19 protein-coding genes are annotated in these 26,686 nt (G+C 72.3%); 9 read left to right on the top strand and 10 right to left on the bottom strand.

Annotation, left to right across the window (positions count from 1 at the left end):
• Positions 1-75 precede the first annotated feature (75 nt).
• Genes ACIBTU_RS33110 through ACIBTU_RS33085 form a run of 6 tightly spaced genes read right to left on the bottom strand, consistent with a single transcriptional unit; the run spans position 76 to position 5,059 of the window.
• Complete coding sequence (locus tag ACIBTU_RS33110; RefSeq protein ID WP_399130369.1) at positions 76-495, bottom strand: VOC family protein; 420 nt, start codon at positions 493-495, stop codon at positions 76-78.
• Entirely contained in the window at positions 492-1,358 is an 867-nt protein-coding gene (locus ACIBTU_RS33105; RefSeq protein ID WP_399130368.1) for a helix-turn-helix domain-containing protein, read from the bottom strand. The genes ACIBTU_RS33110 and ACIBTU_RS33105 overlap by 4 nt, the downstream gene beginning before the upstream one ends.
• A gap of 33 nt (positions 1,359-1,391) precedes the next feature.
• Positions 1,392-2,051: a response regulator gene (locus tag ACIBTU_RS33100; protein ID WP_399130367.1), complete on the bottom strand. Its 660-nt coding sequence runs from the start codon at positions 2,049-2,051 to the stop codon at positions 1,392-1,394.
• Positions 2,041-3,336, bottom strand: a complete 1,296-nt coding sequence (locus ACIBTU_RS33095) for a sensor histidine kinase (protein WP_399130366.1) — start codon at positions 3,334-3,336, stop codon at positions 2,041-2,043. The genes ACIBTU_RS33100 and ACIBTU_RS33095 overlap by 11 nt, the downstream gene beginning before the upstream one ends.
• A gap of 35 nt (positions 3,337-3,371) precedes the next feature.
• Positions 3,372-4,142 (bottom strand): ABC transporter permease, encoded by a 771-nt coding sequence (locus tag ACIBTU_RS33090; RefSeq protein WP_399130365.1) that lies wholly within the window; start codon positions 4,140-4,142, stop codon positions 3,372-3,374.
• A complete protein-coding gene (locus tag ACIBTU_RS33085) occupies positions 4,139-5,059 on the bottom strand; it encodes an ABC transporter ATP-binding protein (RefSeq protein ID WP_399130364.1) in 921 nt (306 codons plus the stop codon). Before ACIBTU_RS33085 ends, ACIBTU_RS33090 begins: the two co-directional genes overlap by 4 nt.
• A gap of 164 nt (positions 5,060-5,223) precedes the next feature.
• Between ACIBTU_RS33085 and ACIBTU_RS33080 the strand changes: the two genes are divergently transcribed.
• From ACIBTU_RS33080 to ACIBTU_RS33055, 6 genes are all read left to right on the top strand, one after another.
• Entirely contained in the window at positions 5,224-7,074 is a 1,851-nt protein-coding gene (locus ACIBTU_RS33080) for an ABC transporter ATP-binding protein (RefSeq protein WP_399130363.1), read from the top strand.
• Positions 7,071-8,954: an ABC transporter ATP-binding protein gene (locus ACIBTU_RS33075; protein ID WP_399130362.1), complete on the top strand. Its 1,884-nt coding sequence runs from the start codon at positions 7,071-7,073 to the stop codon at positions 8,952-8,954. The genes ACIBTU_RS33080 and ACIBTU_RS33075 overlap by 4 nt, the downstream gene beginning before the upstream one ends.
• A 575-nt stretch (positions 8,955-9,529) precedes the next feature.
• Positions 9,530-11,617, top strand: coding sequence for a M4 family metallopeptidase (locus ACIBTU_RS33070; RefSeq protein WP_399130361.1), 2,088 nt, complete (start codon positions 9,530-9,532; stop codon positions 11,615-11,617).
• Positions 11,618-11,923: 306 nt separating this feature from the next.
• Positions 11,924-13,489 (top strand): M4 family metallopeptidase, encoded by a 1,566-nt coding sequence (locus ACIBTU_RS33065; RefSeq protein ID WP_399130360.1) that lies wholly within the window; start codon positions 11,924-11,926, stop codon positions 13,487-13,489.
• A 212-nt stretch (positions 13,490-13,701) separates the two neighbouring features.
• Complete coding sequence (locus ACIBTU_RS33060) at positions 13,702-16,209, top strand: protein kinase (protein WP_399130359.1); 2,508 nt, start codon at positions 13,702-13,704, stop codon at positions 16,207-16,209.
• 9 nt (positions 16,210-16,218) lie between these two features.
• The gene (locus ACIBTU_RS33055) at positions 16,219-18,537 is read left to right on the top strand and encodes a protein kinase (protein WP_399130358.1); all 2,319 of its coding nucleotides are present in this window, start codon (positions 16,219-16,221) and stop codon (positions 18,535-18,537) included.
• Positions 18,538-18,563: 26 nt separating this feature from the next.
• Here ACIBTU_RS33055 and ACIBTU_RS33050 read toward each other — a convergent pair whose 3' ends face one another.
• The 4 genes from ACIBTU_RS33050 to ACIBTU_RS33035 all read right to left on the bottom strand — a co-directional run bounded on the left by ACIBTU_RS33050 (position 18,564) and on the right by ACIBTU_RS33035 (position 22,052).
• Complete coding sequence (locus tag ACIBTU_RS33050; protein WP_399130357.1) at positions 18,564-18,764, bottom strand: hypothetical protein; 201 nt, start codon at positions 18,762-18,764, stop codon at positions 18,564-18,566.
• A 46-nt stretch (positions 18,765-18,810) separates the two neighbouring features.
• The gene (locus ACIBTU_RS33045; RefSeq protein WP_399130470.1) at positions 18,811-19,692 is read right to left on the bottom strand and encodes an RNA-guided endonuclease InsQ/TnpB family protein; all 882 of its coding nucleotides are present in this window, start codon (positions 19,690-19,692) and stop codon (positions 18,811-18,813) included.
• Positions 19,693-19,873: 181 nt separating this feature from the next.
• Entirely contained in the window at positions 19,874-21,097 is a 1,224-nt protein-coding gene (locus ACIBTU_RS33040; RefSeq protein ID WP_399130356.1) for an RNA-guided endonuclease InsQ/TnpB family protein, read from the bottom strand.
• A 361-nt stretch (positions 21,098-21,458) separates the two neighbouring features.
• Positions 21,459-22,052 (bottom strand): 1,4-alpha-glucan branching protein, encoded by a 594-nt coding sequence (locus tag ACIBTU_RS33035; RefSeq protein ID WP_399130355.1) that lies wholly within the window; start codon positions 22,050-22,052, stop codon positions 21,459-21,461.
• Positions 22,053-22,279: 227 nt separating this feature from the next.
• On the opposite strand from ACIBTU_RS33035, the gene ACIBTU_RS33030 reads away from it, so the two are divergent.
• From ACIBTU_RS33030 to ACIBTU_RS33020, 3 genes are all read left to right on the top strand, one after another.
• Positions 22,280-23,497: a S8 family peptidase gene (locus tag ACIBTU_RS33030; RefSeq protein ID WP_399130354.1), complete on the top strand. Its 1,218-nt coding sequence runs from the start codon at positions 22,280-22,282 to the stop codon at positions 23,495-23,497.
• Between the two features lie 244 nt (positions 23,498-23,741).
• Entirely contained in the window at positions 23,742-25,760 is a 2,019-nt protein-coding gene (locus ACIBTU_RS33025) for a maltotransferase domain-containing protein (RefSeq protein ID WP_399130353.1), read from the top strand.
• A gap of 75 nt (positions 25,761-25,835) precedes the next feature.
• A partial coding sequence (locus ACIBTU_RS33020) for an alpha-amylase family glycosyl hydrolase (RefSeq protein WP_399130352.1) occupies positions 25,836-26,686 on the top strand: 851 nt, incomplete at its 3' end.

Genomic DNA, 26,686 nt, shown 5'->3' with positions numbered 1-26,686 from the left:
GCGACGCGAAGCGTCTGCATTTCAGGGGCGCGGGGAACTGCGCGAGAAGCCCCACCGGCCGGCAGACGAACCGGTTCAAGCGCGCGGCTCGCCCGCATACGTGCCGAAGGACCAGCGGTTGCCCTCGGGGTCGAGGATGGCGAACTCCCGGCTTCCGTACGGCTGGTCCTCGATCTCGCGGAGGATCTTGACGCCCGCGTCGACGAGCCGCCCGTACAGTTCGTCGACCCGCTCCGTCACGACGTAGCAGCCGAACGAGCCGGGCCGCAGGCTCCAGTTGCCGGCGTCGTCGTCCACCGGCTTCGCCGAGCCGAGCATGATCCCGCCCCCTTCCGGCCAGTCGAGCTGTGCGTGGGCGACGCGGTCGCCGTCCTCGTACACGGCGGTGCGCAGGAACCCGACCGTGCCGACGAGGAAGTCGATCAGGGCGGGCGCGTCGTCGGCCTGGAGGGTGGGCCAGACGGTGGGCTGAGGGGTGCGCTGTGTGGTGTTCATGGGTCCGATTCTTCGCCGTTGAGGTGCCCCCCGGCTTGGATGTTCCGGCACTCCTCGGCGAGCCACGCGGTCGGGCTCAGGCCCGTGTACTGGTGGAACGCGCGGACGAGGTGGGAGTGGTCGGCGTAGCCGTGCTCGGCGGCGACCCGGGCGAGGTCGGGCGGGGCGCCGCGGGCGACGGCGCGGACGACGGCGGCCTTGGCGTGCTGGAAGCGCATGAGGCGGGCGGCCTGCCCGGGACTGAGGCCGGTCTCGGCGCGGAAGAGGGTGGTGAGCCGGCGCTCGCTGAGGGCTACGTGCGCGGCGAGCCCGGGCAGCGTGCCGGCGCCGCGGTGCCGGGCGAGCCAGGTCCAGGCCTCGGCGATCTCGGGGCGTACCCCGGCGAAGGGGCCGTCGTCGGGGCGCAGGTACGCGGCGAGGCAGGCGAAGCGGTCGGCCCAGCCGGGCAGCTCGTGGAGCCGGTCGCGGACCCGGGCGGCGGCGGGCCCGAACACGTCGGTGCCCTCGGTGACGATCGCCCCGGACAGCTCGGCGGCGGGGATGCCGAGCACGGCGCGGGCGGCGAGCGGGTGCAGGGCGAGCTGGATGCCGGCCTCGTGCGCGGGCTGGGCGATGTAGGCGGGGTTCTGGTGCAGGCCGCCCACGACGATGTCGGTGCGGACGGCGTCCGTACCGGTGGCCTGCTCGGGGGTGGCGCCGCCGACGACGGGCCCGTCGAGCGAGAAGATCACGGTCAGGTACGGGGAGGGCAGCCCGCGGTGCAGCGCGGGCCGCTGCCCCTCGCTGCGGTAGCCGACCGCCGAGACGATCGGGCCGCCGGGCCGCGGCGTCGCGCGCACGAACTCCTGGGAGCCGCCGCTCATGCTTCCAGTATGGGGACGGACCGGCCGGGTCGGCTATCCGAGAATCTTGCGGTCGTACGCCACGGCGACCGCGGCCGCGCGGTCCTTGACGCCCAACTTGGCGTAGATGTGGGTGAGATGGGTCTTCACGGTGGCCTCGCTGATGAACAGTTCGCGGGCGATCTCCTTGTTGGAGGTGCCCTTGGAGACCAGGAGGAGGACCTCGCGCTCGCGGGTGGAGAGGGTGTCGTCGGCGGGGGCGGCCGGAGTGCGTACGGCGGTGACCAGGCGGGACGCGACCGCGGGCGACAGGACGGTGCGGCCTGCGGCGGCGGCGCGGACGGCGGTGAAGAGTTCCTCGCGCGGGGCGTCCTTGAGGAGGTAGCCGGTGGCGCCGGCCTCGATCGCCGGGAGAGTGTCGGAGTCGGTGTCGTAGGTGGTCAGGACGAGGACCCGGGCGCGGGCGCCGCGGCGGGTCAGTTCCCTGATCGCGTCGACTCCCCCGCCGCCGGGCATGCGCAGGTCCATGAGGACGACGTCGGGGTCGAGTTCGGCCACGCGGGCGACGCCCTCGACGCCGTCGGCGGCCTCGCCGAGGACGGTGAACCCGGGGGCGGACTCGAACATGCCGCGCAGGCCGTTCCGTACGACGGGGTGGTCGTCGACGATGAGGAGGCTGATCGGGGCGGCGCCGCCGGGGGTTTCACTGGTCATGGGGCACCAAAGGTACGCGAGCGGAGATCGCCGTGCCGCCGCCCGGTTCGGACTCGACGGTGACGTCGCCGGCGAGGCGTTCGGCGCGGGCGCGCATGCCGTCGAGGCCGAAGCCGCCGGTGCCGGTGCGGGCGGGCAGGGCGAGGGGGTCGAAGCCGCGGCCGTCGTCGCGGACGTCGAGGGTGACCTCGCCGGCCATGAAGGAGAGGGTGACGCCGAGCCGGGCGGCGTGGGCGTGCCGGGCCGCGTTGGAGAGGGCCTCCTCGGTGATGCGCAGGAGGGTGGCCTCGATCTCCTCGTGCAGCGGCTGGGCGGTGCCGGTGAGGGTGAACTCGGCGCGTACCCCGGTGCGGGCTCCCCAGTCGGCGACGGTCTTCTTGAGCGCCTCGGGGAGGGTGGCGTCGGCGAGGGCGGCGGGGGCGAGGTTGTGGACGGAGCGGCGGGCCTCGCCGAGGCTGTGCCGGGCCAGGTCGCTGGCGCGGTCGAGGTGTTCGCGGGCGACGGCGAGGGTCGGGGCGCCGGCGACGACCTGGAGCTGGGCGATGATGCCGGTGAGGCCCTGGGCGATGGTGTCGTGGATCTCGGCGGCGAGCCTGCGGCGTTCGTCGGCGACGCCCGCCTCCCGTGCCTGGAGCAGGAGTTGGGCGTGCAGGGCGGCGTTCTCGTCGAGGGCCTGCTGGAGCGCCGCGTTGGTCCGTGCGAGTTCGTGGATCGTGCGGACCTGGACGCGGGCCCGCTCCTGCTCCTTCTCCTGGAGGTGCCCGGTGATGACGACGAAGGCCATGTTGGCGACGATCAGCGCCCCGAACACGGCCCAGCCGAGCGGTCCGCGGGGCGGCAGGCCGCCGCTCTGGGCGCCCGCCACGATGATCACCGAGGCGAGGATGCCGGGTTTCTGCTGGCGGCGCGGCAGCAGCCGGTCGGCGTCGTAGTAGCCGACGGCCGCGAAGAAGGCGAAGAACGGGTTGATGAGCGCGACGACGAAGCCGATCGCCCAGCGCGCCCAGTAGAAGAGCGCGCTGACGGCGGACGGGCGCGGCACGTCCGGTTCCGCTCGCGTCCACCACAGCTGGAGCGCGAGCGCGGCGGCGATCAGGCTTCCGGAGATCCACCACTCGGTGCGGCTCATGCCGATCACGTCGGCGGTGGTGGCGACCAGCACGGTGCCGATGGCGAGCAGGACGTACGCGCCGTAGCGGTGCACGACGCGCCAGGGGTCCTCGGCGGTGGCGACGGCGTCGGCGAGTTCGGCGGCGGTGCGCTCGCGCGCGGGTCCGTTGATCACGCCGTCAGTCTGCCCCCAGGGAACCTGCGTCATCGTCACTCCCAGCGGAACCAGCGGGCGGCCGCGGCGGACAGGGCCACCGCCCACGCGGCGACGACGAGCAGGTGGACGGTGCCGGGCCAGTCGCCGGCGGCGGCCTGGTTGAGGGCCTGCGCGGCGGCGCCGAACGGGGTCAGTTCGACGATGTGCGCCAGTGCGTCCGGCATCGACTGCACCGGCAGCCAGACGCCCGCGGTGAACATGGACGGGAAGAACACGACCGTGCCGATGGCCGCGGAGATCTTCGTGGTGCCGGCGCGGGCGCAGACGACGGCGCCGAGGGCGAGGGCGACGGCCACGGCGAGCACGAGGGCCAGCAGGTAGCCGAAGAGCTGGCGGGGCAGGGCCACGTCGAAGGCGAGGCGGCCGACAGCGAGGCAGAGGGCGGCGGAGACGAGGACGGCGGCGCCGTGGATGCCCATCTGCGCGCCGAGCAGCGCGGAGGGTCGTACGGGGGTCGTCGACATGCGGCGCAGGATGCCGCGCTCGCGGTAGCCGGTGAGGATCGGCGGCATCGACTGCAGGCCGCCCGCGATCATGCCGAGCAGCACGGTGACGGGGACGTACGCGTCGACGAGCCGGATGCCGCCGAGGCTGTCGTCGGCCTCGCGGAAGGCCGGGATGGAGCCGAGGATCACGAGGAGGGCGACGGGGAAGAGGAGGATGCCGACCAGGCTGCCGGGCTCGCGCAGGAAGAGGCGGAACTCGGCGGTGAGGACGGCGCGGCGGGCGGTCCTGGCCGGGGCGGCGAGGGTGACGGTGCTCATGACTGGCCGGCTCCTGTCAGGTCGAGGAACGCGTCGTCCAACGTGGCGTCGGAGACCCGGAGTTGGTGGGCGGTGACGTGCTGCCGGGCGAGCAGGGTGAGGAGCGCGTCGACGGTCGTCTCGCCGCCGGTGAGGGTGACGCGGCCGTCCTTGTGGGCGACGGAGGCGAGGGCGGGCAGGGCCGCGAGGTCGCGCTCGTCGAGCGGGGCGGACGGGGTGAAGGAGATGACGATGGCGCCGGCGGCCTGGCGGATCAGTCCGTCGGGGGTGTCGAGCGCGGCGACCCGGCCCTGGTCGATGACCGCGATCCGGTCGCAGAGGCGCTGGGCCTCCTCCATGAAGTGCGTGACGAGCAGGACGGTCACCCCGCTGTCGCGGACGTCCTCGATGAGCTGCCAGGTGTCGCGGCGGGAGCGCGGGTCGAGCCCGGTGGTGAGTTCGTCGAGGACGACGACGCGGGGGTTGCCGACGAGGGCGAGCGCGATGAACAGGCGCTGTTTCTGGCCGCCGCTCAGCTTGGCGAAGCGGGTGCCGAGCTTGTCGGTGAGCCGGAGCCGCTCGGCCAGCGGGCGCCAGTCCAGCGGGTCGGGGTAGAAGGAGGCGTACAGCTCCAGGGCCTCGCGCACGGTGAGCTTCGGCTGGATCTCGCTCTCCTGGAGCTGGGCGCCGAGGATGCGGGTGACCTGCTCGTGGTCGCGTACGGGGTCGAGGCCCGCGACCCGGACGGTGCCGGCGTCGGGGGTGCGCAGGCCCTCCACGCATTCGACGGTGGTGGTCTTGCCGGCGCCGTTCGGTCCGAGGACGCCGAAGATCTCCCCCTCCTGGACACCGAACGAGACACCGTCGACGACGGCCCGGCCGGCGTACGTCTTGCGCAGCCCCGCGACCTCGATGAGTGGTGCACTGGTGATCGTCATGGCTTCAGCGTCCCGCTCGGGGGCCGGGCCCGGTATCGGCCATCGCGCTCGGGCTCGCATCAGCCGATCGGTTGATACGGGTACGACTCCGGGGCGCGCGGAGCGGTCCGGGGAGCCGGAAACCCGGTGGGAGATGTCAGTGGCGATCCGTAGTCTCACTCCTGATGGCCACTTCACTTGCACCCACCACGGACCCTGAACCGGCGACCGGCACAGAACGGCGGTCGGCCGTACGGGCGTTGCTGCGCCTGTGGCCGTACGTACGGCCGGTGCGGGCGCGCTGGGCGGGGGCCGCGGCGGTGGCCGTCGTCGCCTCCTGTCTGGGGCTCGTGTTCCCGCTGGTGCTGAAGTGGATCGTGGACGGCCCGGTGGCCGACCGGGATCCGGGCGGGGTGTGGCTCGGGGCGGGGGTGCTGCTCGCGCTGGGTCTCGCGGAGGCGCTGCTGTTCGGGCTGCGGCGCTGGCTGGTGGCGCGGCCGCTGGCGGGGGTCGAGGCGGCGATGCGGGCCGATCTGTACCGGCATCTGCAGCGGCTGCCGGTGGCGTTCCACGACCGGTGGGCCTCGGGGCAGTTGCTGTCGCGCGCGACGACGGACCTGATGGTCGTGCGGATGTTCCTGGCCTTCCCGCTGACGTTCCTGATCGTCAACGGGGTGACGATCGTGGCCGGTCTCGCCCTGCTCGTCGTGCAGGACTGGGGACTCGGTCTGGTGCTGCTCGCGCCGGCGGTCCCGCTGATCGTGGTCTGCTACCGGTTCGAGCACGGGTACGCGGACGCGTCGCGGCGGGCCCAGGACCAGGTGGGCGATCTGACCACGGTCGTCGAGGAGTCGGTGCTCGGCATCCGGATCATCAAGGGCTTCGGGCGGCACCGCAGCCAGGCCCGCGCCTTCCGTGACCTGTCGCGGACGCTGCGCGGCACGGAGCTGCTGAAGGCGCGGCTGCTCGCCGGGATCCTGGCGGTCATCACGCTGCTGCCGGAGGCGGCGCTCGGCGCGGCGCTGGTCCTCGGGACGGTGCAGGTCGCGGACGGCGGTCTGTCGGCGGGCACGCTGGTCGCGTTCCTGTCCATGGCGCTCGCGCTGCGCTGGCCCATCGAGTCGATCGGCTTCCTGCTGGCGATGAGCCAGGAGGCGGCGACGGCGACGCGGCGCTTCTTCGAGGTCATGGACGAGCCGGAAGAGACCGAGCCGGAAGAGACCGAGCCGGAGCAGGCCGAGCCGGGCGCGGTGGCCTCCGTGACGGCGGTTCCGGGCGGGGACGGGCTGCGCTTCGACGGCGTCGAGTTCCGCTACCCGGACGCGGAGTCGGGCTCCGTGCCGACGCTGCGCCGTATCGACCTGCACATCCGCTCCGGCGAGACGATGGCGCTGGTCGGGGCGACGGGCAGCGGCAAGACGACGCTCACCGCGCTGGTGCCGCGCCTGTACGACGTCACGGGCGGCCGGATCACGCTCGACGGGCGGGACATCGCGGCGATGTCCCGCGCGGAGCTGCGCACGCTGGTCTCGATGGCGTTCGAGGAGCCCACGCTGTTCTCGGCGTCCGTCGCGGAGAACGTGCGGATGGGGGCGCCCGACGCCGGGGACGCGGAGTTGGAGCGGGCGCTCGGCGTCGCGCAGGCGGACTTCGTGGCGCGGCTGCCGCAGGGCGCGGCGACCGAGGTGGGTGAGCAGGGACTGAGCCTGTCGGGCGGGCAGCGTCAGCGGCTGGCCCTGGCCCGCTCGGTGGTGGGCGCCCCGCGCTTCCTGATCCTGGACGACCCGCTCTCGGCGCTGGACGTCCACACGGAGGCGGCGGTGGAGGCGGCGCTGCGCCGTGTCCTCGCCGACAGCACGGCTCTGGTGGTGGCGCACCGCCCGTCGACGGTCCTCCTCGCGGACCGTGTCGCCCTCCTCTCCGAGGGCCGCGTCACGGCGGTGGGCACGCACCACGAACTTCTGCGCACGAACGCGGAGTACCGGCATCTGATGTCGGGGGACGACTCGGCCCCGGGAAAGGCGGCGCAGGGATGACGACCACCACAGGCAAGCCGGTCGAGGCGACGGGCCCGGACGAGGAGCCGCGCCCGCAGTCGCCGCGGGACGGCGGTCCGCAGGCCCCCGTCGACCCGTTCGACCAGGACGATCTTCCTACGCGCAAGGGCGCTACGGGCGCCCTGCTGCGGTCATTGCTGGGGCCGCACCGGCGCGGGGTCTGGCTCACGGTGCTCGCGCTGCTGCTCCAGCAGGGCGCGGTGCAGTCGGGGCCGCTGCTCGTGGCGTACGCGATCGACCGTGCCGTGCCGGCGTTCCGGGACCACTCCTACGGGCCGCTGATCGCGGTCGGGGCCGGGTTCCTGCTCACGGCGTGCTGCTCGGCCGCGTTCCAGTACGCGTACATCCAGCTGTCGGCCCGGGTCAGTCAGGACGTGCTGCTCGATCTGCGCGGCCGGATCTTCCGGCACGCGCAGGCGCTGAGTGTCGACTTCCACGACCGGTACACCTCGGGCCGGGTCATCTCGCGGGCCACGACGGACGTCGAGTCGCTGCGCGAACTGCTCAGCGAGGGCCTCCAGGAGCTGGTCAACGTCATTCTGGCGTCGCTGTACATCACGGTGATGCTGCTCTGGCTGGACCTGGGCATCGGCGCGGTCGCGACGGCCTCGTTCGTGCCGCTGTACGTGCTGATCCGGCTGTACCGGCGGCGGGCGGCGCTCGCGTACGGGGAGCGGTCCTCGGCGATCGCGGCGGTCATCGTGAAGTTCGTCGAGACGATGAACGGGATGCGGCCGGTGCGGGCGTTCCGCCGCGAGGCCGCGAACGACGCGGACTTCGGGCGGCTCAACCACCGGCACGAGCGGGCGAACGGCACGGCGATGCTGGAGATGGCCCGCTATGTCGTCGGCTCGCGGATCATCGCGAACACGGCGGTGGCCGGAATGGTCCTGTGGGGCGCGTACCGGGTGGCGGGCGGCACGCTCGCGCTGGGTGTGCTGGCGGCGGCGGTGCTGTTCGTGCGTCGGCTGTACGACCCGATCGACCGGCTCGCGATGTTCCTGAACTCGTACGAATCGGCGGCGGCGTCGCTGAAGAAGATCGCGGGGCTGCTGGAGCAGGTGCCGTCGGTGCCGGAGCCGGTCGCGGCGCGCGAGCTGCCGGAGCGGACCGGTGAACTGCCGGGCCGGGACGTCGAGTTCCGGGACGTCTCGTTCGGGTACCGCACCGGGGGCGAGGTGCTGCCGCACTTCGACCTGCGGCTGCCGGCCGGGCAGACGGTCGCGGTGGTCGGTTCGACCGGCGCGGGCAAGTCGACGCTCGCGAAGCTCCTGGCCCGCTTCTACGACCCCTCGCACGGGCAGGTGCTGCTCGACGGGGTCGATCTGCGGGAGCTGTCCACGGCCGGGCTGCGGCGCGGGGTGGTGATGGTGACGCAGGAGGCGTTCCTGTTCTCCGGGACGGTCGCGGAAAACATCGCGATCGGGCGGCCCGAGGCGAGCCGGGAGGAGATCGAGCGGGCGGCGAAGGCGATCGGCGCGCACGACTTCGTCATGGCGCTGCCGGACGGGTACGACACGGACGTCCGCAAGCGTGGTGGGCGCATCTCGGCCGGTCAGCGGCAGTTGGTGGCGTTCGCGCGGGCGCTGCTCGCGGATCCGGCGGTGCTGATCCTCGACGAGGCGACGAGCTCGCTCGACATTCCCGGGGAGCGGGCGGTGCAGCGGGCCATGCAGACGGTGCTGCGCGGCCGCACCGCGGTGGTGATCGCGCATCGTCTGTCCACGGTGGAGATCGCGGACCGGGTCCTGGTGATGGACCGGGGCCGCATCGTCGAGGACGGCCCCCCGGCCGAACTCATCGCCGGAACAGGCGTCTTCGCGGGCCTCCACCAGGCCTGGCGCGACAGCATCCACTGAGCCGCGCCCCTGAAGGCACGCTCCGCGTGCCCCAGGGGCTACCCGCTCGCACCCCGCGACCGGCCACGACGGCGCGGCACCCGGCGACGAGAGACCGAAGTACCTCGGCGCGGATCCGCACTCACCCCTCCCCCACCGATCAATTCAAGCCACCGCAGCGACTTCAAGCCCTCGCTACTCCTGAGTCACCGGAGCGCGGCGTCCGGTGCGGAGGGAGCGGTTCCACGGATGGACCCGGTCGCCCGGGCGCGACGTTTCCCGAGGTAACAGGGGACCGGGGCGCCTCGCACCACCCCAACTCCCCCTCCGTATATCGAACATGACCACCCGCGCACCGAACCAATTCCGGCCAACCTCTTGATGCGCTCCTGACAGACGGCGCTCTCTGCTGCCACTCTTCCCTCGGCCACCGCACAGCTGCCCCACAGCTCACCGCGACCGGCCACAGCACCTCCCTGCGCACCACCTGCACAGCTGCACAGCTGCACAGACGCACTGCGTTCTGCCCGGACGGCCACCGCCGTCCGTTCCCCACTGGCCGCGCACCCAGGCGGCCACGCAGAAGGAGTCCCGCGTTGAGAAGCACCTCCACCTCCCACAGATCCTCCTCCGTCCGGCGCCGCGCGACCGCCGCCGCGGCCGTGGGCGCCGTATCGGCCCTGCTGGCCGTGGCGTTCCAGTCGGGCCCGGCCACCGCGGCCGACGCCCGTGACGGCGGACCCGCCGCCGCGAAGGTCACCGCGAGCATGGAGCGCGGCGCCGACAAGGGCGCGCTCCCCGCCAAGCTGACCCCCTCGCAGCGCGCCGAGCTGCTGCGCAAGGCGAACGCCGGCAAGGCGGCCACCGCCAAGGACCTGCGCCTCGGTTCCCAGGAGAAGCTCGTCGTCCGCGACGTGATCCAGGACCGCGACGGCACGACGCACACCCGCTACGAGCGGACCTACGCCGGTCTGCCCGTCCTGGGCGGCGACATGGTCGTCGACGCCGCGAAGTCCGGCGCGCGGCAGGGCGTGACGAAGGCGTCCAAGGCCCAGCTCAAGGGCGTGGACACGACGGCGGACGTGAAGCCCGCGACGGCCGAGGCGCAGGCGCTGAAGCTGGCGAAGGCCGACGGCTCGAAGAAGACCGAGGCCGACCGGGCGCCGCGCAAGGTCGTGTGGCTGGGCGAGGGTTCCAAGGGGCAGCCCACGCTCGCGTACGAGACGGTGGTCGGGGGCCTCCAGGAGGACGGCACGCCGAACGAGCTGCACGTCATCACCGACGCGGCGACCGGCAAGAAGCTGTACGAGTGGCAGGGCATCGAGAACGGCACGGGCAACACGCAGTACAGCGGCCAGGTCACGCTGGGCTCCACGCAGTCGGGTTCGACGTACAACCTGACCGACGGCGCCCGCGGCGGCCACAAGACGTACAACCTGAACCACGGCACGTCGGGCACCGGCACGCTCTTCTCGGGCTCCGACGACGTGTGGGGCAACGGCTCCGCCTCCAACCTGGAGACGGCCGGCGCCGACGCCGCGTACGGCGCCGCGGAGACGTGGGACTACTACAAGAACGTGCAGGGCCGCTCCGGCATCCGTGGGGACGGGGTCGGCGCGTACAGCCGGGTGCACTACGGCAACAACTACGTCAACGCGTTCTGGGACGACAGCTGCTTCTGCATGACGTACGGCGACGGCACGAACAACGCGGCCCCGCTGACCTCGCTCGACGTGGCCGCGCACGAGATGACCCACGGTGTCACCTCGGCCACCGCGGGACTGGTCTACAGCGGTGAGTCCGGCGGCCTGAACGAGGCGACCTCGGACATCATGGCGGCGGCCGTCGAGTTCTACTCCAACACCTCGGCCGACCCGGGCGACTACCTCGTCGGCGAGAAGATCGACATCAACGGCGACGGCACCCCGCTGCGCTACATGGACAAGCCGAGCAAGGACGGCGCGTCCAAGGACTCGTGGTACTCGGGCGTCGGCAACGTCGACGTGCACTACTCCTCGGGTGTCGCCAACCACTTCTTCTACCTGCTCAGCGAGGGCAGCGGCGCCAAGACCGTCAACGGGGTCAACTACGACTCGCCGACCTCCGACGGCCTCCCGGTCACCGGTATAGGCCGCGACAAGGCCGCGCTGATCTGGTTCAAGGCGCTCACCACGAAGTTCACGTCGAGCACCAACTACGCGGCGGCCCGCACCGGCACGCTCGCGGCGGCCGGCGACCTCTACGGCACGACCTCCGCCGAGTACAAGGCGGTCCAGGACGCGTGGGCCGGCGTCAACGTCGGCACCCGTTCCGGCGGCGGCGACCCGGGCACCGGCAAGGTGTTCACCAACGACACGGACGTCAACATCCCGGACTCCCCGGGTGCGGCGGTCACCTCGTCCGTGACGGTCTCCGGCGTCACCGGCAACGCGCCGTCCACCCTCCAGGTCGGCGTGGACATCGTCCACACCTACAGCGGTGACCTGGTCGTGGACCTCATCGCCCCCGACGGCTCGGTCTACAACCTGAGCAACCGGTCCGGCGGCAGCGCCGACAACATCCAGAAGACGTTCACCGTGAACGCCTCCTCCGAGGTCGCCAACGGCACCTGGAAGCTCCGCGTCCAGGACAAGGCTGCCTACGACACCGGGTACATCAACAGCTTCAAGCTGACGTTCCCGTAAGTCGCCGCAGGGCTCGCGCGGGACCCACCTGGGTCCCGCGCAGGTCCCGCACAGCAGTCCCCTTCCACTGGGCGCGCCGCACCGGAGGTTCAACTCCCCGGTGCGGCGCGCCTGTTCAGTTTTCCGGGCGATGGCGGAGCGTTCGCAATCCGTGCGTCAGTTTTCGCTCAACGAACGAATTCCGGCCAACCTGCGGTTGCGTACATGACATCTCCGGGTCCCGGCTGACACAGTTTTCCCGCACGTACCGCACGGCAAAGCTCACCCCCCACATCCTCACCCCCCACATTCAGAGGAGCTTTCTTCGTGACCCCCCACATATCCCGGCGCACCACTCTGTCCATCGCCACGGCCGTCGCCGCCGGCGCGCTCCTGACGGGCGCGCTCGCCACCACCGGCGCCTCCGCCCAGCCCTCCGCCCCCTCGGCCACCCCACTGGCCCTGAGCGCGACGGCCCACGCGGACCTGGTCCACGACGCGAGCGCCCAGGCGGCCGACACCGCCAAGGAGTTGAAGCTCGGCTCCAAGGAGAAGCTCGTCGTCCGTGACGTGGTCAAGGACCGCGACGGCGCCACGCACACCCGCTACGAGCGCACCTACGACGGCCTGCCCGTCCTCGGCGGCGACCTGGTCGTCCACCGGACCAAGTCCGGTGCGCGCGAGGGCGTCACCCGCGCCACCTCGAAGTCGATCGACGTGGCGACCTCGGGCGCCTCGCTGACGGCCGCCCCGTCCGGCGCCCGCAAGGTCGTCTGGGCCGCCTCCGGCACCCCGCGCCTGGCCTACGAGAAGGTCGTCAAGTCCACCGAGAAGGACGGCACTCCGAGCCGTCTGCACGTGGTCACCGACGCGGCCACCGGCAAGAAGATCTTCGCGTACGACGACATCAAGACCGGCGCCGGCGAGTCGCAGTACAGCGGCAGCGTCGACATCGGCACCAAGGAGTCCGGCGGCTCGTACGCCCTCACGGACGACACGCGCGGCGGCCACTCCACGTACGACCTGAAGCACGGCGAGTCCGGCCAGGGCACGCTGTTCACCGACGACGACGACAAGTGGGGTGACGGCACGACCAACGACGCCGCCACCGCCGGTGTCGACGCCGCCTACGGCGCCCAGGTCACCTGGGACTACTACAAGAGCGTGCACGGCCGCAGCGGCATCAACGGCGACGGCAAGGGCGCCTACTCCCGGGTCCACTACGGCAACGCGTACGTCAACGCGTTCTGGGACGACAGCTGCTTCTGCATGACCTACGGCGACGGCGAGGGCGACGCCAAGCCGCTCACGTCGATCGACGTGGCCGCGCACGAGATGAGCCACGGCGTCACCGCGGCCACCGGCAACATGGAGTACTCCGGCGAGTCCGGCGGCCTGAACGAGGCGACCTCCGACATCTTCGGCACGTCCGTGGAGTTCTACGCGAACAACGCCAAGGACGTCGGCGACTACCTCATCGGCGAGACGATCGACATCAACGGCGACGGCTCGCCGCTGCGCTACATGGACAAGCCGAGCAAGGACGGCTCCTCGCTCGACTCCTGGTCGGCCGACGCCGGGAACGTGGACGTCCACTACTCCTCCGGTATCGCGAACCACTTCTTCTACCTGCTCAGCGAGGGCAGCGGGAAGAAGACGATCAACGGCGTCGACTACGACTCGCCGACCTCCGACGGCTCCACCGTCACGGGCATCGGCCGGGACAAGGCCGAGAAGATCTGGTTCAAGGCCCTGACGACGTACTTCACGTCGACGACGGACTACGCGGACGCCCGCAAGGGCACCGTCAGCGCCGCCACCGACCTGTACGGGGCCGACTCGGCCGAGGTCAAGGCCGTCGAGGCCGCCTGGTCCGGCGTGAACGTCAAGTAAGGCAGTACCAGCGGTAGTTGCTTGGGTAGTTCCTCCGGCAGTTCCTCCGGCGGTTCACGGGCGCCCGGGTCGTCGTCACGACGGCCCGGGCGTCCGTGCGTCCAGGGGCGAGCGGTGCGGGCGGAACCGGGCGTGCGCCCCTCGCGTGGAAGACTGTCGGAACACGCGTGGGGATCAAGGGATTTGGGGGCTGCGTTCGCATGCAGGGACCGTTGCACGAGCGATCGCCGCGCACCGTCGGGCCGTACGTGACGCTGGCGCGTCTGGGCGCGGGCGGGATGGGCGAGGTGTTCCTGGCCCGGCCGGCCCGGATCGCCGCCGGGTACGGGCCCGACGACCTGGCCGCCGTGAAGGTGATCCGCAACGAGGCGGCCCGCGAGGAGGCCTATCTGCGGCGCTTCGCCCGGGAGGCGACGGCCGCCGCGGCCGTGGACAGCCCGTACGCGGCACGCCTGGTCGGCAGTGACGCGACGGCCGAACTCCCGTGGCTGGCCACCGAGTTCGTGGCAGGCCCGACGCTCAGCCAGGCGGTGGGCCGGCACGGCCGGCTGCCGCTCGGGGCGCTGACCCGGCTCGGCGAGGGCATGGCCCGCGCGCTGGCCGCCGTGCACGCCGCGGGCGTCACCCATCGCGACCTGAAGCCGTCGAACGTGCTGCTCGGCGCCGACGGGCCCAAGGTCATCGACTTCGGTGTGGCCCGCACGGCGGCCGCGACGACGCTCACCTCGACGGGCCGCGTGGTCGGCACCCCCGGCTACATGTCGCCCGAGCACATCGCGGGCGGCCGGCATGTGGTGCCGGCGTCGGACGTGTTCTGTCTGGCGTCCGTGCTCGTGTACGCGGCGACGGGCGAGGACCCGTTCGGCGACGGGCCGGTCGCGGCGGTGCTGTTCCGGGTGGCCGAGGCGGAGGCCCGCCTCGACGCGGTCCCTGAGCCGGTCCGCCCGCTGCTCGCGGCGTGCCTGACGAAGGACCCGGCGGACCGGCCGGAGGCGGCGGAGCTGGCGGACCGGTTCGCCGCGCTGCGTCCGGCGGGCGGTGCGGACGGCTGGCCCGAGCCGGTACTCCGGGAGATCGCGGACGCGGAGCGCGACGTACGCCAGTTGTGCGCGACGGGCGCACCCCTGCTGCCGGTGCCCGCCCCGCCTTCCGAAAGCCCCCAAGGCCCCGAGAACTCAGGGGACTCCGAGAGCCCCGGCGGTGGCACGCTTGCCCCGCACCAGTACCCGACGCTCGGCCCCACCACGCCCTCGGCGAGCCCCCCGCCCGCACGGCGCACCCGGCTGCGCGCCTTCGCGATCGTCGCGGCGGTGGCGATGGTGGGCGCGGGACTCGGCGCGTACCTGGCACTGCGCGGCGGTGGTTCCGACGACGGCCAGGGCGGCGGCGGTTCGGCGGCGCCCGGCCCGACGACCACGCTGTCCCCGGCGCAGCTCACCGCGCTGGCCGGGGTCGACTCCGACGGGCTGAACGACGCGAGCGGGTACGTCCCCCAGTTCCCCGCCCAGCGCCCCGCCGGCTGGAAGGCCTGGCAGGGCCGCCTCGACCACGCCCCGATGGACTGCTCCGCGGACACCCGGGCCGTGGTCTGCCTGCGGACCGACGGCACGTACGAGGCGCTGTCGCCGTCCGACGGGCACCGGCTGTGGACGCATGCCGGGGACGGTGGCCCGGACGATGTCGGCGAGGCGTTCGTCGGGCCCGGCGGCACCCGGTTCATGCCCGGTGACGCGGTCGCGCCGCAGAGCAGGGGCGGGCGCACCGTCACCGCCGCGTACGGCGAGCTCCGGCTGCTCGACTCTCGGTCAGGCAAGACCTTGTGGAAGGCCGAACCCCCGGCGGGACGCGGTGAGTTCAGCCTGCCCCCGCTGATCACCGACGACTTGGTCGTCGCGACGGTCGGCGGCGTCTCGCTGGGCACGGAGACGGCGGGCGCGTCCCTGCGCGCGTACGACCTCCGCGACGGCTCGGTGCGCTGGGACCAGGAGCTGTCCCAGAAGGTGCCGGACCAGGCGACCGAGTACGCGTACGGGCCCGAGGCTCTCGTCGACGGCGTGCTGTACGTGTCGATGCCCGGCGGTCTCGAGGCCCTGGACCCGCGCGACGGCGGCGTCGTCGGTCAGCGCTACGTCCCCGGCGACTCGGGGGCGGGCGGCTGCCGCCGGATCTTCTCCGGCGGCGGCACCGTCCAGTGCCTGCACGTCACGTCCGTCGGCTCGGAAGACTCCGCCTTCCGCGTCGACCGGTACACGCCGCGCACCCTGAAGCCCGTGAGCCACTACTCGGTGCCGCTCGTGGGCGGCCATGACGACCCGTACTCCACCGTGTCGGGGACGGGCGACCGGATCTCGCTGACCTTCGACAGCGCCGGGAAGCGGCTGACCGTCACCGACACGCGCACCGGCAAGCGCACGGCCACCGTGTCGCTGCCCGCCCTCGGCCCCGGGGTCTCGGCCCCGCTCCTGACCGACGGCCGGGCCGTCTTCGCCGACAACCACGCCCTGTACCTGCTGCCGCTGGACGCGGCGGGCCGGGCCGGCAAGCTGCGGAAGATCCCGCTGCCGGGGGCGCCGGGCGACCGCGACGAGCCGCAGCCGAACCAGAACGGGATGGTCTTCAGCGAGGAACTGCGGGTGCCCCAGGTGCTGCTGCTCGGCGGTGTCGCCCATGTCGTCTTCGACCAGGGCGCGGTCACCTCGATCGCCCTCCCGAACGGCTGAGGCGGCCCGGTGCTGACTCCTCTGACGGGCGCGGTGCGGCGCGTCGGCCCCTACCGGCTGCTCGGCCGGATCGGCGCGGGCGGCATGGGCGAGGTGTTCCTGGCCCGGCGCGAGACGGTCGGCGGTGTCGTCGAGGGACCGTTCGTCGCGGTGAAGACGGTGCGGACGGACTTCGAGCCGGACGGCGAGTTCCGCACCCGCTTCCGCCGCGAGATCGACGCGGCCCGCGCGGTGACCGGCCCGGGCACGGCCGCCCCGCTCGACGGGGACGCGGACGCCGAACTGCCGTGGCTGGCCACGGAGTACGTACCCGGGCCCGCCCTCTCCGACGCGGTGACCCGGTGCGGCCCGCTGCCCGTGTCCGCCGTCCGCGCGCTCGGCGCCGGGCTCGCCCGCGCCCTCGACGCGGTGCACGCGGCCCGCGTCCTGCACCGCGACCTCAAGCCCGGCAACGTACTGCTCGCGGCGGACGGCCCGCGCCTGATCGACTTCGGCATCGCCCAGGCCTTCGACGCGACGGCGCTGACCGCGACGGGGCTCGTCGTCGGCACGCCCGGCTATCTGTCCCCCGAGCAGCTGACCGGCGCGCACCCGGTGACGGCCGCCTCCGACGTGTTCTGCCTGGGGGCCGTGCTGTGCTTCGCCGCGAGCGGGCGGGGCCCCTTCGACGACGACGAGCCCGTGTCGGTGCTCCACCGCATCGCCGCGGGCCGCGCCGACCTCTCGGAGGTCCCGCCCCTGCTGCGGGACCTGATCACCCGGTGCCTGCGGCCGGACCCGGCCGAGCGCCCGACCGCTGCCGCGCTCGCCGCCGAACTGTCCGCGCCGGCCACGGATCTCGCGCCCTGGCCCGCCGACTACCTGTCCCTGATCGCCGAGCAGCGGGAGGCCGTGGCCCGCTGCGAGCAGGTCGCGGGCGCGGTCGCCCTGGAGAACGCGGCGACGGCCGCCGACGCCCCGCGCCCCGCGCTCGTCGTCCCGCCCTCCCCCACGGCGGCCGTGGCCCGTCCCGCCGGTCCACCCGTGCCGGTGCCCGCACCGGCCGCGCGCCGTCGCCGCTGGCCGTGGGCGGTGGCCGCCGCCGCCCTGGTCACCGCGCTCGCCGTCACCGTGCCGGTGCTCCTGCCCGACGGCACCCCGGAGCCCCCTGCGGCGGGCGCCGCGCCGACCACCGGCAAGCAGGACGTCGGGCCGCTCGCCCTGCCGGACGCCGATCCGGGCCACAGTGGCGAGTTCACCTCCGCCGCGCTCGACACGAAGCGGCGCCCGGACGGCTGGCGGCCCTGGGCGCGCCGTCTCACCGGCACCGGGCGGACGGGCGGCTGCACGGCGGGTGCCGGTCTGCTGGTGTGCGGCGACGGTACGGGAGCGGCCCACGCCCTCGACCTGGCGACCGGCGAGGAGAAGTGGCGCAGCAAGGGCTTCAGCGCGGACCGGCTGAGGGACGACACGTACCCGGAGACCCCCTCCGGCAACGCGGCGATCGCCCCGGCCACCGACGGCACCCTGTTCTTCGTCCCGGCCCGCGCGGGCATCGTCGGTGTGGAGGCGGCCACCGGCCGGGTGAAGTGGCACTTCACGAAACTGGGCTTCACCGGCCTGATCAGCATCACGTACGCCGACGGAAAGGTGTACGCCGCCAACTACAACGACAGCCCGGAGGACTCCCCCGACGCGGCGATCACCTTGTGGGCGCTCGACGCGGACACCGGCGACGGCAACTGGGGAGTGCCCCTTCCGGCGCCCGCCGGGCCGCTGGTCGTGCACGACGGATGGCTCTACGGAGCCCTCGCGAGGGGCGGGGTGCGGGGCGCCCGGCCCGGCACCGCCCCCGATCCGCTGACCCGCGACGACCTCGAGTGCTCGGGCCTGATCTCCCACGCGGACTCGCTGCTGTGCTGGTCGACGGAGCACCCGGGGATCGCCGTCCTCGATCCGAAGACGCTGCGCACCCGCCGTACCCTCGCCCCGTCCGTCACCCCGGCCGCCACCCCGGTGATCGGCGACCGCGGCGTCCTGGTCCTGCGCGACACCGCCGGCCGGCTCCGCGGCGTCGACTGGCGTACAGGGAAGCCCCGTTGGGACAAGGCGGCGCCGGCCGGGACGGGCACCCTGCTGCTGGCCGGGCGGCGGGTGTTCGCCGTGGGCCGGCGCGAGATCCGCGGCCTGGACGTCACGGACGGGACGGGCGCCCGCTCGCTGCGGCTGCCCGCCCCGTCGGGCCTGCGCCTGGACACGGGCACGCTCGCCGAGCCGCTGTGTCTGGGCGGGGCGCTGTATCTGTCGACGCGGTCCGGGCTCGTCGGCTCGGTCGCCGCGCCGGACTGACCCGACGCGGCTCCCGGCGCTCGCGGTTACGCGACCGCGCTGCCCGTCCCGCGCGCGCCGCCGATGTAGTCGCCGAGCGCCTGGTCGTCGTACACGGAGATGTCGACGGGGGCGCCCTCGGGGATGTCGAAGTCCTTGACGACCTTGTCGAGGACGGCGTCGGTGCCCGGGGCGACGTACGTGCCGAGGTTGTGGGTGGTGCCACCCGCGGAGTACGAGATCTTCACTTGAAGCTCTCCCCTCCCTTCGCAAGCCCAGGAAGGGGATTCCCGTCTACCTTGCAGCGACAGGCTTGACGGTTTTACCCGCCCTGCGACCGCGCCTTCCGGCGGCCGGCACCTCCACGATGACGTGGCCGATCCGGTACAGATGCAAGATATTCCGGGCCGCGTTCCAGTCGGCGTTCGCCGTCCAGCCGCAGTCAGGGTTCTTGCAGGCGAACAGTTCCTGGCTCTCTCGACTGCCCGGGGTGGTGAATCCGCAGGCGGAGCACCGCTGGGAGGTGTGCGGGGCGGCGACCTTGACGAGCCGGCCGCCGTGGCAGGCGGTCTTGTACGTCAGCATCGTCACGGTCCGCCCCCACGCCTCCTGGGCGATGGAGCGGTTGAGTCCGGCCTTCGCATCGGCCCCGTTGCGCAGGAACGCGCCCTGCTGCTCAGAGTCGGGCTTGGGGGCGGGGCTCTTGGTCACGCCGAGGATGTCGAGTTGTTCGACCACCAGCACGCCGTACGTGCGGGCGAGATGGGTGGTGGTCTTGTGCTGCCAGTCCAAGGCTCGTCGCGTGGCTTTTGCTCGGAGCTGCTTGATCTGGTCGTAGGTGTGCCGCAACCGCTTGGAGGCCTTCTCCCCGCGTTTGCAGAACGTCTTGCGGTGCGCGGCCTGCCGCTCCAGCTTGAGAAGCTTGGCCTTCTCCTTCCCGGTCAGCCACTTGTCCCGGTCGGCGGTGCCATCCGGAAGCCGAGGCGGACGCCCGTGGTCCTGGTGATCCTTGTTGGACAGAGCCAGGGGGGACACCCGCTTGCCGACCGGGAGGTCTTTGGTCCAGCGGAAGTCGACCCGGCCGACCTTGGGAATGTTGACCACGCCCCAGCGGCGGTGGACCCGGACGATGTTCAGGTAAAGGTGTCGCCGTCGTTCTTCGTGTCGTACACCCAGAGATTCTCGTCGTTCGGGTGGAACTCCACCTTGCCGACGAACGAACCGCCCTGGTTCAGCTCGACCTTCACCGCGTAGCCGCCGAGGTCGTTGGCAAAGCAGGTGCCGTCGAACGGGTCGGCCAGTGTGCCTCCGCTGCACGGGCAGGTGCCGGTGTCGCGGTATTGACATCCTCTCTGCCCTAAAGGACGGAGATTCCCGCCTGGCTGCCGGATGTCCGGATCGCCGTCGGGTGGGTTCCTGTTTCTTCGCGCTGTGCCGGGACGAGTCCGGGTCTTACCCGCGCTCCGCAGGCTGATACCGCCAGTCCGGCGGCCTTGGCGACGTTGACCGCCGCGTTGATGTCTCTGTCAAGGACGGCACCGCAGGCCCCGCACGTCCATGTACGGACGTGAAGGGGCTTGGGGCCGTCCTTGACACCGCAGTGCGAGCACACCTGAGACGTGGGCTCGAAGCGGCCGATACGGATGAAGGTGCGCCCGTAAAGGGCGGCCTTGTACTCCAGCATCGCGGTGAACGCCGACCATCCGGCGTCGTGCACAGACTTGGCCATGCGAGTGCGGGCGAGTCCCTTGACCGACAGGTCTTCCACGGCAACCGCTTGATTCTCGCGGATCAGCCTGGTGGAGAGCTGGTGGTGGAATTCGCGCCGCGCATCGGCCGTCCGAGCGTGGGCACGAGCAACCTTGATCCGGGCCTTCGCCCGGTTCTTAGACCCCTTCGCCTTCCGGCTGAGATCCTGCTGCGCCTTCTTGAGCTTCTTCTCGGCCCGGCGCAGGAAGCGAGGGCTGTCGATCTTCGTGCCGTCAGAGAGGATCGCGAAGTGGGTCAGGCCGAGGTCGATGCCGAGTACGCCGTCCGTGGCAGGCAGCGCCTCGGGGTCGGTCTCGACCACGAAGCTCGCGAAGTACCGTCCCGCGCTGTCCTTGACCACGGTCACCGTGGACGGGACGGACGGCAGGGATCGCGACCACTTCACGGCCAGGTCGCCGACCTTGGGGAGCCGGAGCTTTCCGCCGGCCGTGATCTTCCATCCGGCGTTCGCGGTGAACCGGACCGACTGCCGGGTGTCCTTGCGGGACTTGAACCGGGGCGGCCCTGTCTTCGGACGCTTGCCCTTGAGGCCCTCGAAGAAGTCCTTGTAGGCCGTGTCCAGGTCCCGGAGGGACTGCTGCAACACGACTGAAGACACCTTGGCGAGCCATCCCCGCTCGGGGGTCTTCTTCGACACGGTGAGCCGCTTGGACAACTCTCCCGGCGGGACGAACGGCAGCCCCGCGGCACGGGCGTCTTCACGAACACGCAGCGCGTCGTTATAGACCACCCGAGCGCACCCGAACGCCCGTGCCAGCGCCGAGCGTTGAGAACTGTTCGGGTACAGGCGGAACCCGTACCTGAGCTGCATGACCAGCACACTATCGGGCGCCACTGACAACACCCGACTACAGAAAGAACATACGGGGGAACGCACAGGTCAGAGCAGCTCCGAGATGGCCTGCACCCCGGCGTAAACACCGGAGCACTGGCCAAGATCAAAGGTAGACGCTCGGCGTCGGGTTCGGGCTGTAGGCCTGGGCGGGTGCGGCCGTCGTGGCGATCAGGGCGCCCAGTGCCAGCGCCGTCCCCGTGAACAGTCCCGCGAGTCGTCGCACGGTCCTCATCGTGTTCTCCCCCGTTCCGGAAACACACCGCGCGGCGGTCGCCGGCGGCCCGTACACGATGGCAGACGACATCGGCACGGACCACCCCACACCACGCGGAGCGCCCTACTCCGTCCGGAACCGGACGAAGACGCCGCGGACCAGTGGCCGGTCCTCGTCGCCGGCCCGCCACCGCGCGCTCACCTCACCGGCGACTCCCGGCGCGAGGGCCTCCTCCGTCCCGAGTTCCTCGAGGAGGCGCACGGCCTCGGGCCGCCCGGCCCGCGCCCCCGGCGCGAGCCGCACGCCCACCGTCGGGTCGAGCGCCCCGTCCACGCTCTGCGCGTGCGCCGGGGCCTCCCCGCGCAGCAGCCGCCCCAGTTCGGTGAGGAGCACCGGGTCCGCCATGCCGTCGTAGATCCAGCGCTCGCCGAGCACGCCGTGCTCCGTGGTGCCGATGAGGGCGTCGGCGGGCGCGTCCGGGAGCGTGGCGCCGCGGTAGGTCATCGGGACGTGGTACGTGACCGGTTCGGGCCCGGAGGTGTCGGTGACGGCCATGAACTCCATGCCGACCTCGCCGGCCGGGTCGTCGAGCCGGAAGCCGCCGGTCCTGCTCAGTTCGGGGGTGCCCGTGCCCCGGTACCAGGGCCGGTGCGGCAGCCAGTCCGTGAGGAGTTCGAGCTTGGTGGGCTGCAGGGTCGTGCGGTGGATGATCGCCATGCCCGTCATCCTGCGCGAGGGCCCGGCGCGCCCGCCACCGCGATTGCGCCTCCGGGCCACGGCTCCGGCCGGTTCCCGCCAGAGGCTCCAGAGGCGTCCGCATCCCTCACAGACTCTCCACGGGCGACGCCGATCCGCCCCGCCCCACTCCCTTGTGACCCTCCGCGACGCACGGGACGCTGCGAACCGGCGTGCCGTCACGCCGAGTTGAGGAGGACACCCCATCCATGGCAGAGACCTTGCCGGTGACACGTACCGCCGGCCGCAGGTGGGCGCACGCGCTCACCGCCCTCGCCGCCGCAGCGGTGGTTTCGGCCGTCACGCTGCCCGCGCAGGCCGCCCCTGCTCAGGGGCGGATACTCGGCGCCGGTGCACCCGGCGCCGTGACGGGCAGCTACATCGTGACGCTGAAGGAGGGAACGAGGGCGCCGTCCGCGGCCGGGCAGGACCTGGCCGAGAAGTACGGGGCGACGATCCGCCAGACCTACGGCACCGCGCTCAACGGCTACGCGGTGCGGCTGGACGAGGCGCAGGCGAAACGGCTCGCCGCCGACCCGGCCGTGGCCTCCGTCGCCCAGGACACGAGGGTCACCCTCCAGGACACCCAGCAGAACCCGCCGTCCTGGGGCCTGGACCGCGTCGACCAGAGCGACCTGCCGCTGGACCGCTCGTACACCTCGCCGGACTCCGGCGGTGCGGGCGTGACCGTCTACGTCATCGACACCGGCATCCGTGCCTCGCACCAGGACTTCGGCGGCCGCGCCTCCAGCGGCTGGGACTTCGTCGAGAACGACGCGGTCGCCCAGGACGGCAACGGGCACGGCACGCACGTGGCCGGCACCGTCGCGGGCACGACCTTCGGCGTCGCGAAGAAGGCCGACGTCGTCGCGGTGCGGGTGCTCGACAACGCGGGCTCGGGGACGACGGCCCAGGTCATCGCGGGCATCGACTGGGTGACCAAGCACGCGAGGAAGCCGGCGGTCGCGAACATGAGCCTGGGCGGCTCCGTGAACACCCAGCTGGACGCCGCCGTCCGCAACTCGATCGCGTCCGGCGTGACCTACGCGGTCGCGGCGGGCAACAGCGGGCTCCCGGCGGGCCTCTCCTCGCCCGCCCGCGTCTCCGAGGCCGTCACGGTCGGCGCGACGGACCGGACCGACGCCCGCGCGAGCTTCTCCAACTGGGGCTTCACCGTGGACCTGTTCGCCCCCGGCGTCGACATCACCTCGGCGTCCTACGCGAGCGACACGGGCAGCGCCACGTTCTCGGGTACGTCGATGGCCTCGCCGCACGTCGCGGGCGCGGCCGCCCTCTGGCTCGCCGGCCATCAGGGCGCGTCCCCGGCCGAGGTGAGCAAGGCGCTCACCGACCGGGCGGCCGCGGGCCGGGTGAAGGGCGCGGGGCTCGGCTCCCCGAACCGGCTGCTCCAGGTGAACAACCCGTAGGCACGTACTACGTAGGCACGCAGGCGATTCCCCGCGGAGGAAGCGGGAGCGTCGACGGTCCGGCCCCGCCGTTCGCGGCGGGGCCGGACTCGTGCGCCCGTGGGTACGCGCCGGGTGCGGGAGGGTTGTGTGCGCGCTGACGCCCGAGTAGGTAGGTAAGCACCGGATTGCCCGCCCCGTACGCGTGGAAGGCTCCCCGGTACGCGCCCGACCACCCTCCTCCGATCCCCCGACAGGAGCGGTCATGCCCGCACAGCGTCCCCGCAGCCGGCCGCGCCCGCCCGCGCCCACGACGGGCCGGATACCGGTGCGTGACGTCCGGCCCGTCGTCGACCGGGGCCGCCGCCCCGCGAAGGCCGTCACCGGCGAGACCTTTCAAGTGACCGCCACCGTGTTCCGCGAGGGCCACGACGCCGTCGCCGCGCACGTGGTGCTGCGCGCCCCCGACGGTACCCGCGGCCCCTTCGTCCCGATGCGCGAACTGGCCCCCGGCACCGACCGCTGGGGCGCCGACGTGACCCCGGACGCGCCCGGCGCGTGGACCTTCGCCGTGGAGGCCTGGAGCGATCCGGTGTCCACCTGGCGGCACACCGCGCGGATCAAGATCCCGGCGGGTATCGACACCGAACTCGTCCTGGAGGAGGGCGCGTTGCTGCACGAGCGGGCCGCCGCCCGGGTCGGCCGGACGAAGGCCTCCCGCACTGTGCTCACCACGGCGGCCGCCGCGCTCCGCGATCCGTCCCGCGCCCCTGCCGCCCGCCTCGCCGCCGCCCTCGCCCCGGAGGTCGACGCGGCCCTCGCCACCCACCCGCTCCGCGAACTCGTCACTGTCTCCCGGGAGTTGCCGCTGCTGGTGGAGCGGGAGCGGGCCCTGTACGGGTCCTGGTACGAGTTCTTCCCGCGCTCCGAGGGCGCGGTCCTCGAACCGGGGAAGCCGCCGGTCAGCGGCACGTTCGCGACGGCCGCCGAGCGGCTGCCCGCGATCGCCGCGATGGGCTTCGACGTCGTCTACCTCCCGCCGATCCACCCCATCGGCACCACCCACCGCAAGGGCCCCGACAACTCCCTCACCCCCGGCCCGCACGACGTCGGCGTCCCCTGGGCGATCGGCTCGCCCGAGGGCGGCCACGACGCGATCCACCCGGACCTGGGCACCCTCGACGACTTCGACGCCTTCGTCGCACGCGCCCGCGAACTGGGCCTGGAGATCGCCCTCGACTTCGCGCTCCAGTGCTCCCCCGACCACCCGTGGGTGGAGAAACACCCGGAGTGGTTCCACCACCGGCCCGACGGCTCCATCGCGTACGCGGAGAACCCGCCGAAGAAGTACCAGGACATCTACCCGATCGCCTTCGACCGGGACCTGCCGGGCCTGGTCGCGGAGACCGTGCGGGTGCTGCGGCACTGGATGGACCACGGGGTGCGGATCTTCCGCGTCGACAACCCGCACACGAAGCCCGTCGTGTTCTGGGAGCGGGTCATCGCGGAAGTCAACGGCGCCGACCCCGACGTGATCTTCCTGGCCGAGGCGTTCACCCGGCCCGCGATGATGCACACGCTCGCGCAGATCGGCTTCCAGCAGTCGTACACGTACTTCACCTGGCGGAACACCAAGCAGGAGCTGACCGACTACCTGACCGAGCTGTCCGGCGGGGCCGCCTCGTACATGCGGCCCAACCTGTTCGTGAACACCCCGGACATCCTGCACGCGTTCCTCCAGGAGGGCGGCCGCCCCGCGTTCGAACTGCGCGCCGTGCTCGCCGCGACCCTCGCCCCGACCTGGGGCGTCTACAGCGGCTACGAGCTGTGCGAGAACACCGCGGCGCGGCCGGGCAGCGAGGAGTACCTGCACTCGGAGAAGTACGAACTGCGGCCGCGGGACTGGGAGTCGGCCGAGCGGGAGGGCCGCACGATCGCCCCGCTGATCACCCGGCTCAACGAGATCCGCCGGCGCAGCCCCGCCCTGCGCACCCTGCGCGGGCTCCACTTCCACCACGCCGACCAGGACGCGGTGCTCGTCTACTCGAGACGCGACGGGTCGAACACGGTCCTGGTGGTCGTGAATCTGGACCCGCACCACACCCAGGAGGCCACGGTCTCCCTGGACCTGCCGCGCCTCGGTCTCGCCTGGCACGACACCGTCCCCGTGCACGACGAACTCACCGGCGAGACGTATCGCTGGGGCCGGACGAACTACGTACGGCTCACCCCGGGCCAGGCGCCCGCGCACGTCTTCACGGTCGGCGACCACACGCACCCCTGACCGGAGACTCCTGACCGGAGACCCCTGACCGGAGATCACGAACCGGAGATCACGAACTGGAGGGCCACCCCCGTCATGTTCATGAACGAGCCCGTTCCGGACACCTTCGAGGACACCCCCGCCAAGGACCGCGACCCCGACTGGTTCAAACGTGCCGTCTTCTACGAGGTCCTCGTCCGCTCCTTCCAGGACAGCAACGGCGACGGCATCGGCGACCTCAAGGGCATCACCGCGAAACTCGACTATCTCCAGTGGCTCGGCGTCGACTGCCTCTGGCTGCCACCCTTCTTCAAGTCCCCCCTGAAAGATGGCGGTTACGACGTCTCCGACTACACCTCCGTCCTTTCCGACTTCGGTGACCTCGCCGACTTCGTCGAGTTCGTGGACGCCGCCCACCAGCGCGGCATGCGCGTGATCATCGACTTCGTCATGAACCACACCAGCGACCAGCACGAGTGGTTCAAACAGTCCCGCGCCGACCCCGAGGGCCCCTACGGCGACTACTACGTCTGGGCCGACGACGACAAGCAGTACCAGGACGCCCGGATCATCTTCGTCGACACCGAGGCCTCGAACTGGACCTTCGACCCCGTACGCAAGCAGTACTACTGGCACCGCTTCTTCTCGCACCAGCCGGACCTCAACTACGAGAACCCGGCCGTCCAGGAGGAGATCCTCGCCGCCCTCAAGTTCTGGCTCGATCTCGGCATCGACGGTTTCCGTCTCGACGCGGTCCCTTATCTCTACGCCCGCGAAGGCACCAACTGCGAGAACCTTCCGGCGACTCACGAACTCCTCAAACGGGTCCGCAAGGAGATCGACACGCATTACCCCGACACGGTGCTGCTGGCCGAGGCGAACCAGTGGCCCGAGGACGTCGTCGACTACTTCGGCGACTACCGCTCCGGCGGCGACGAATGCCACAT

Source organism: Streptomyces sp. NPDC050145, assembly GCF_044460245.1.
In the GTDB taxonomy this organism is placed as follows: Bacteria; Actinomycetota; Actinomycetes; order Streptomycetales; family Streptomycetaceae; genus Streptomyces.
This window is presented reverse-complemented; position numbering and strand designations above follow the sequence as displayed.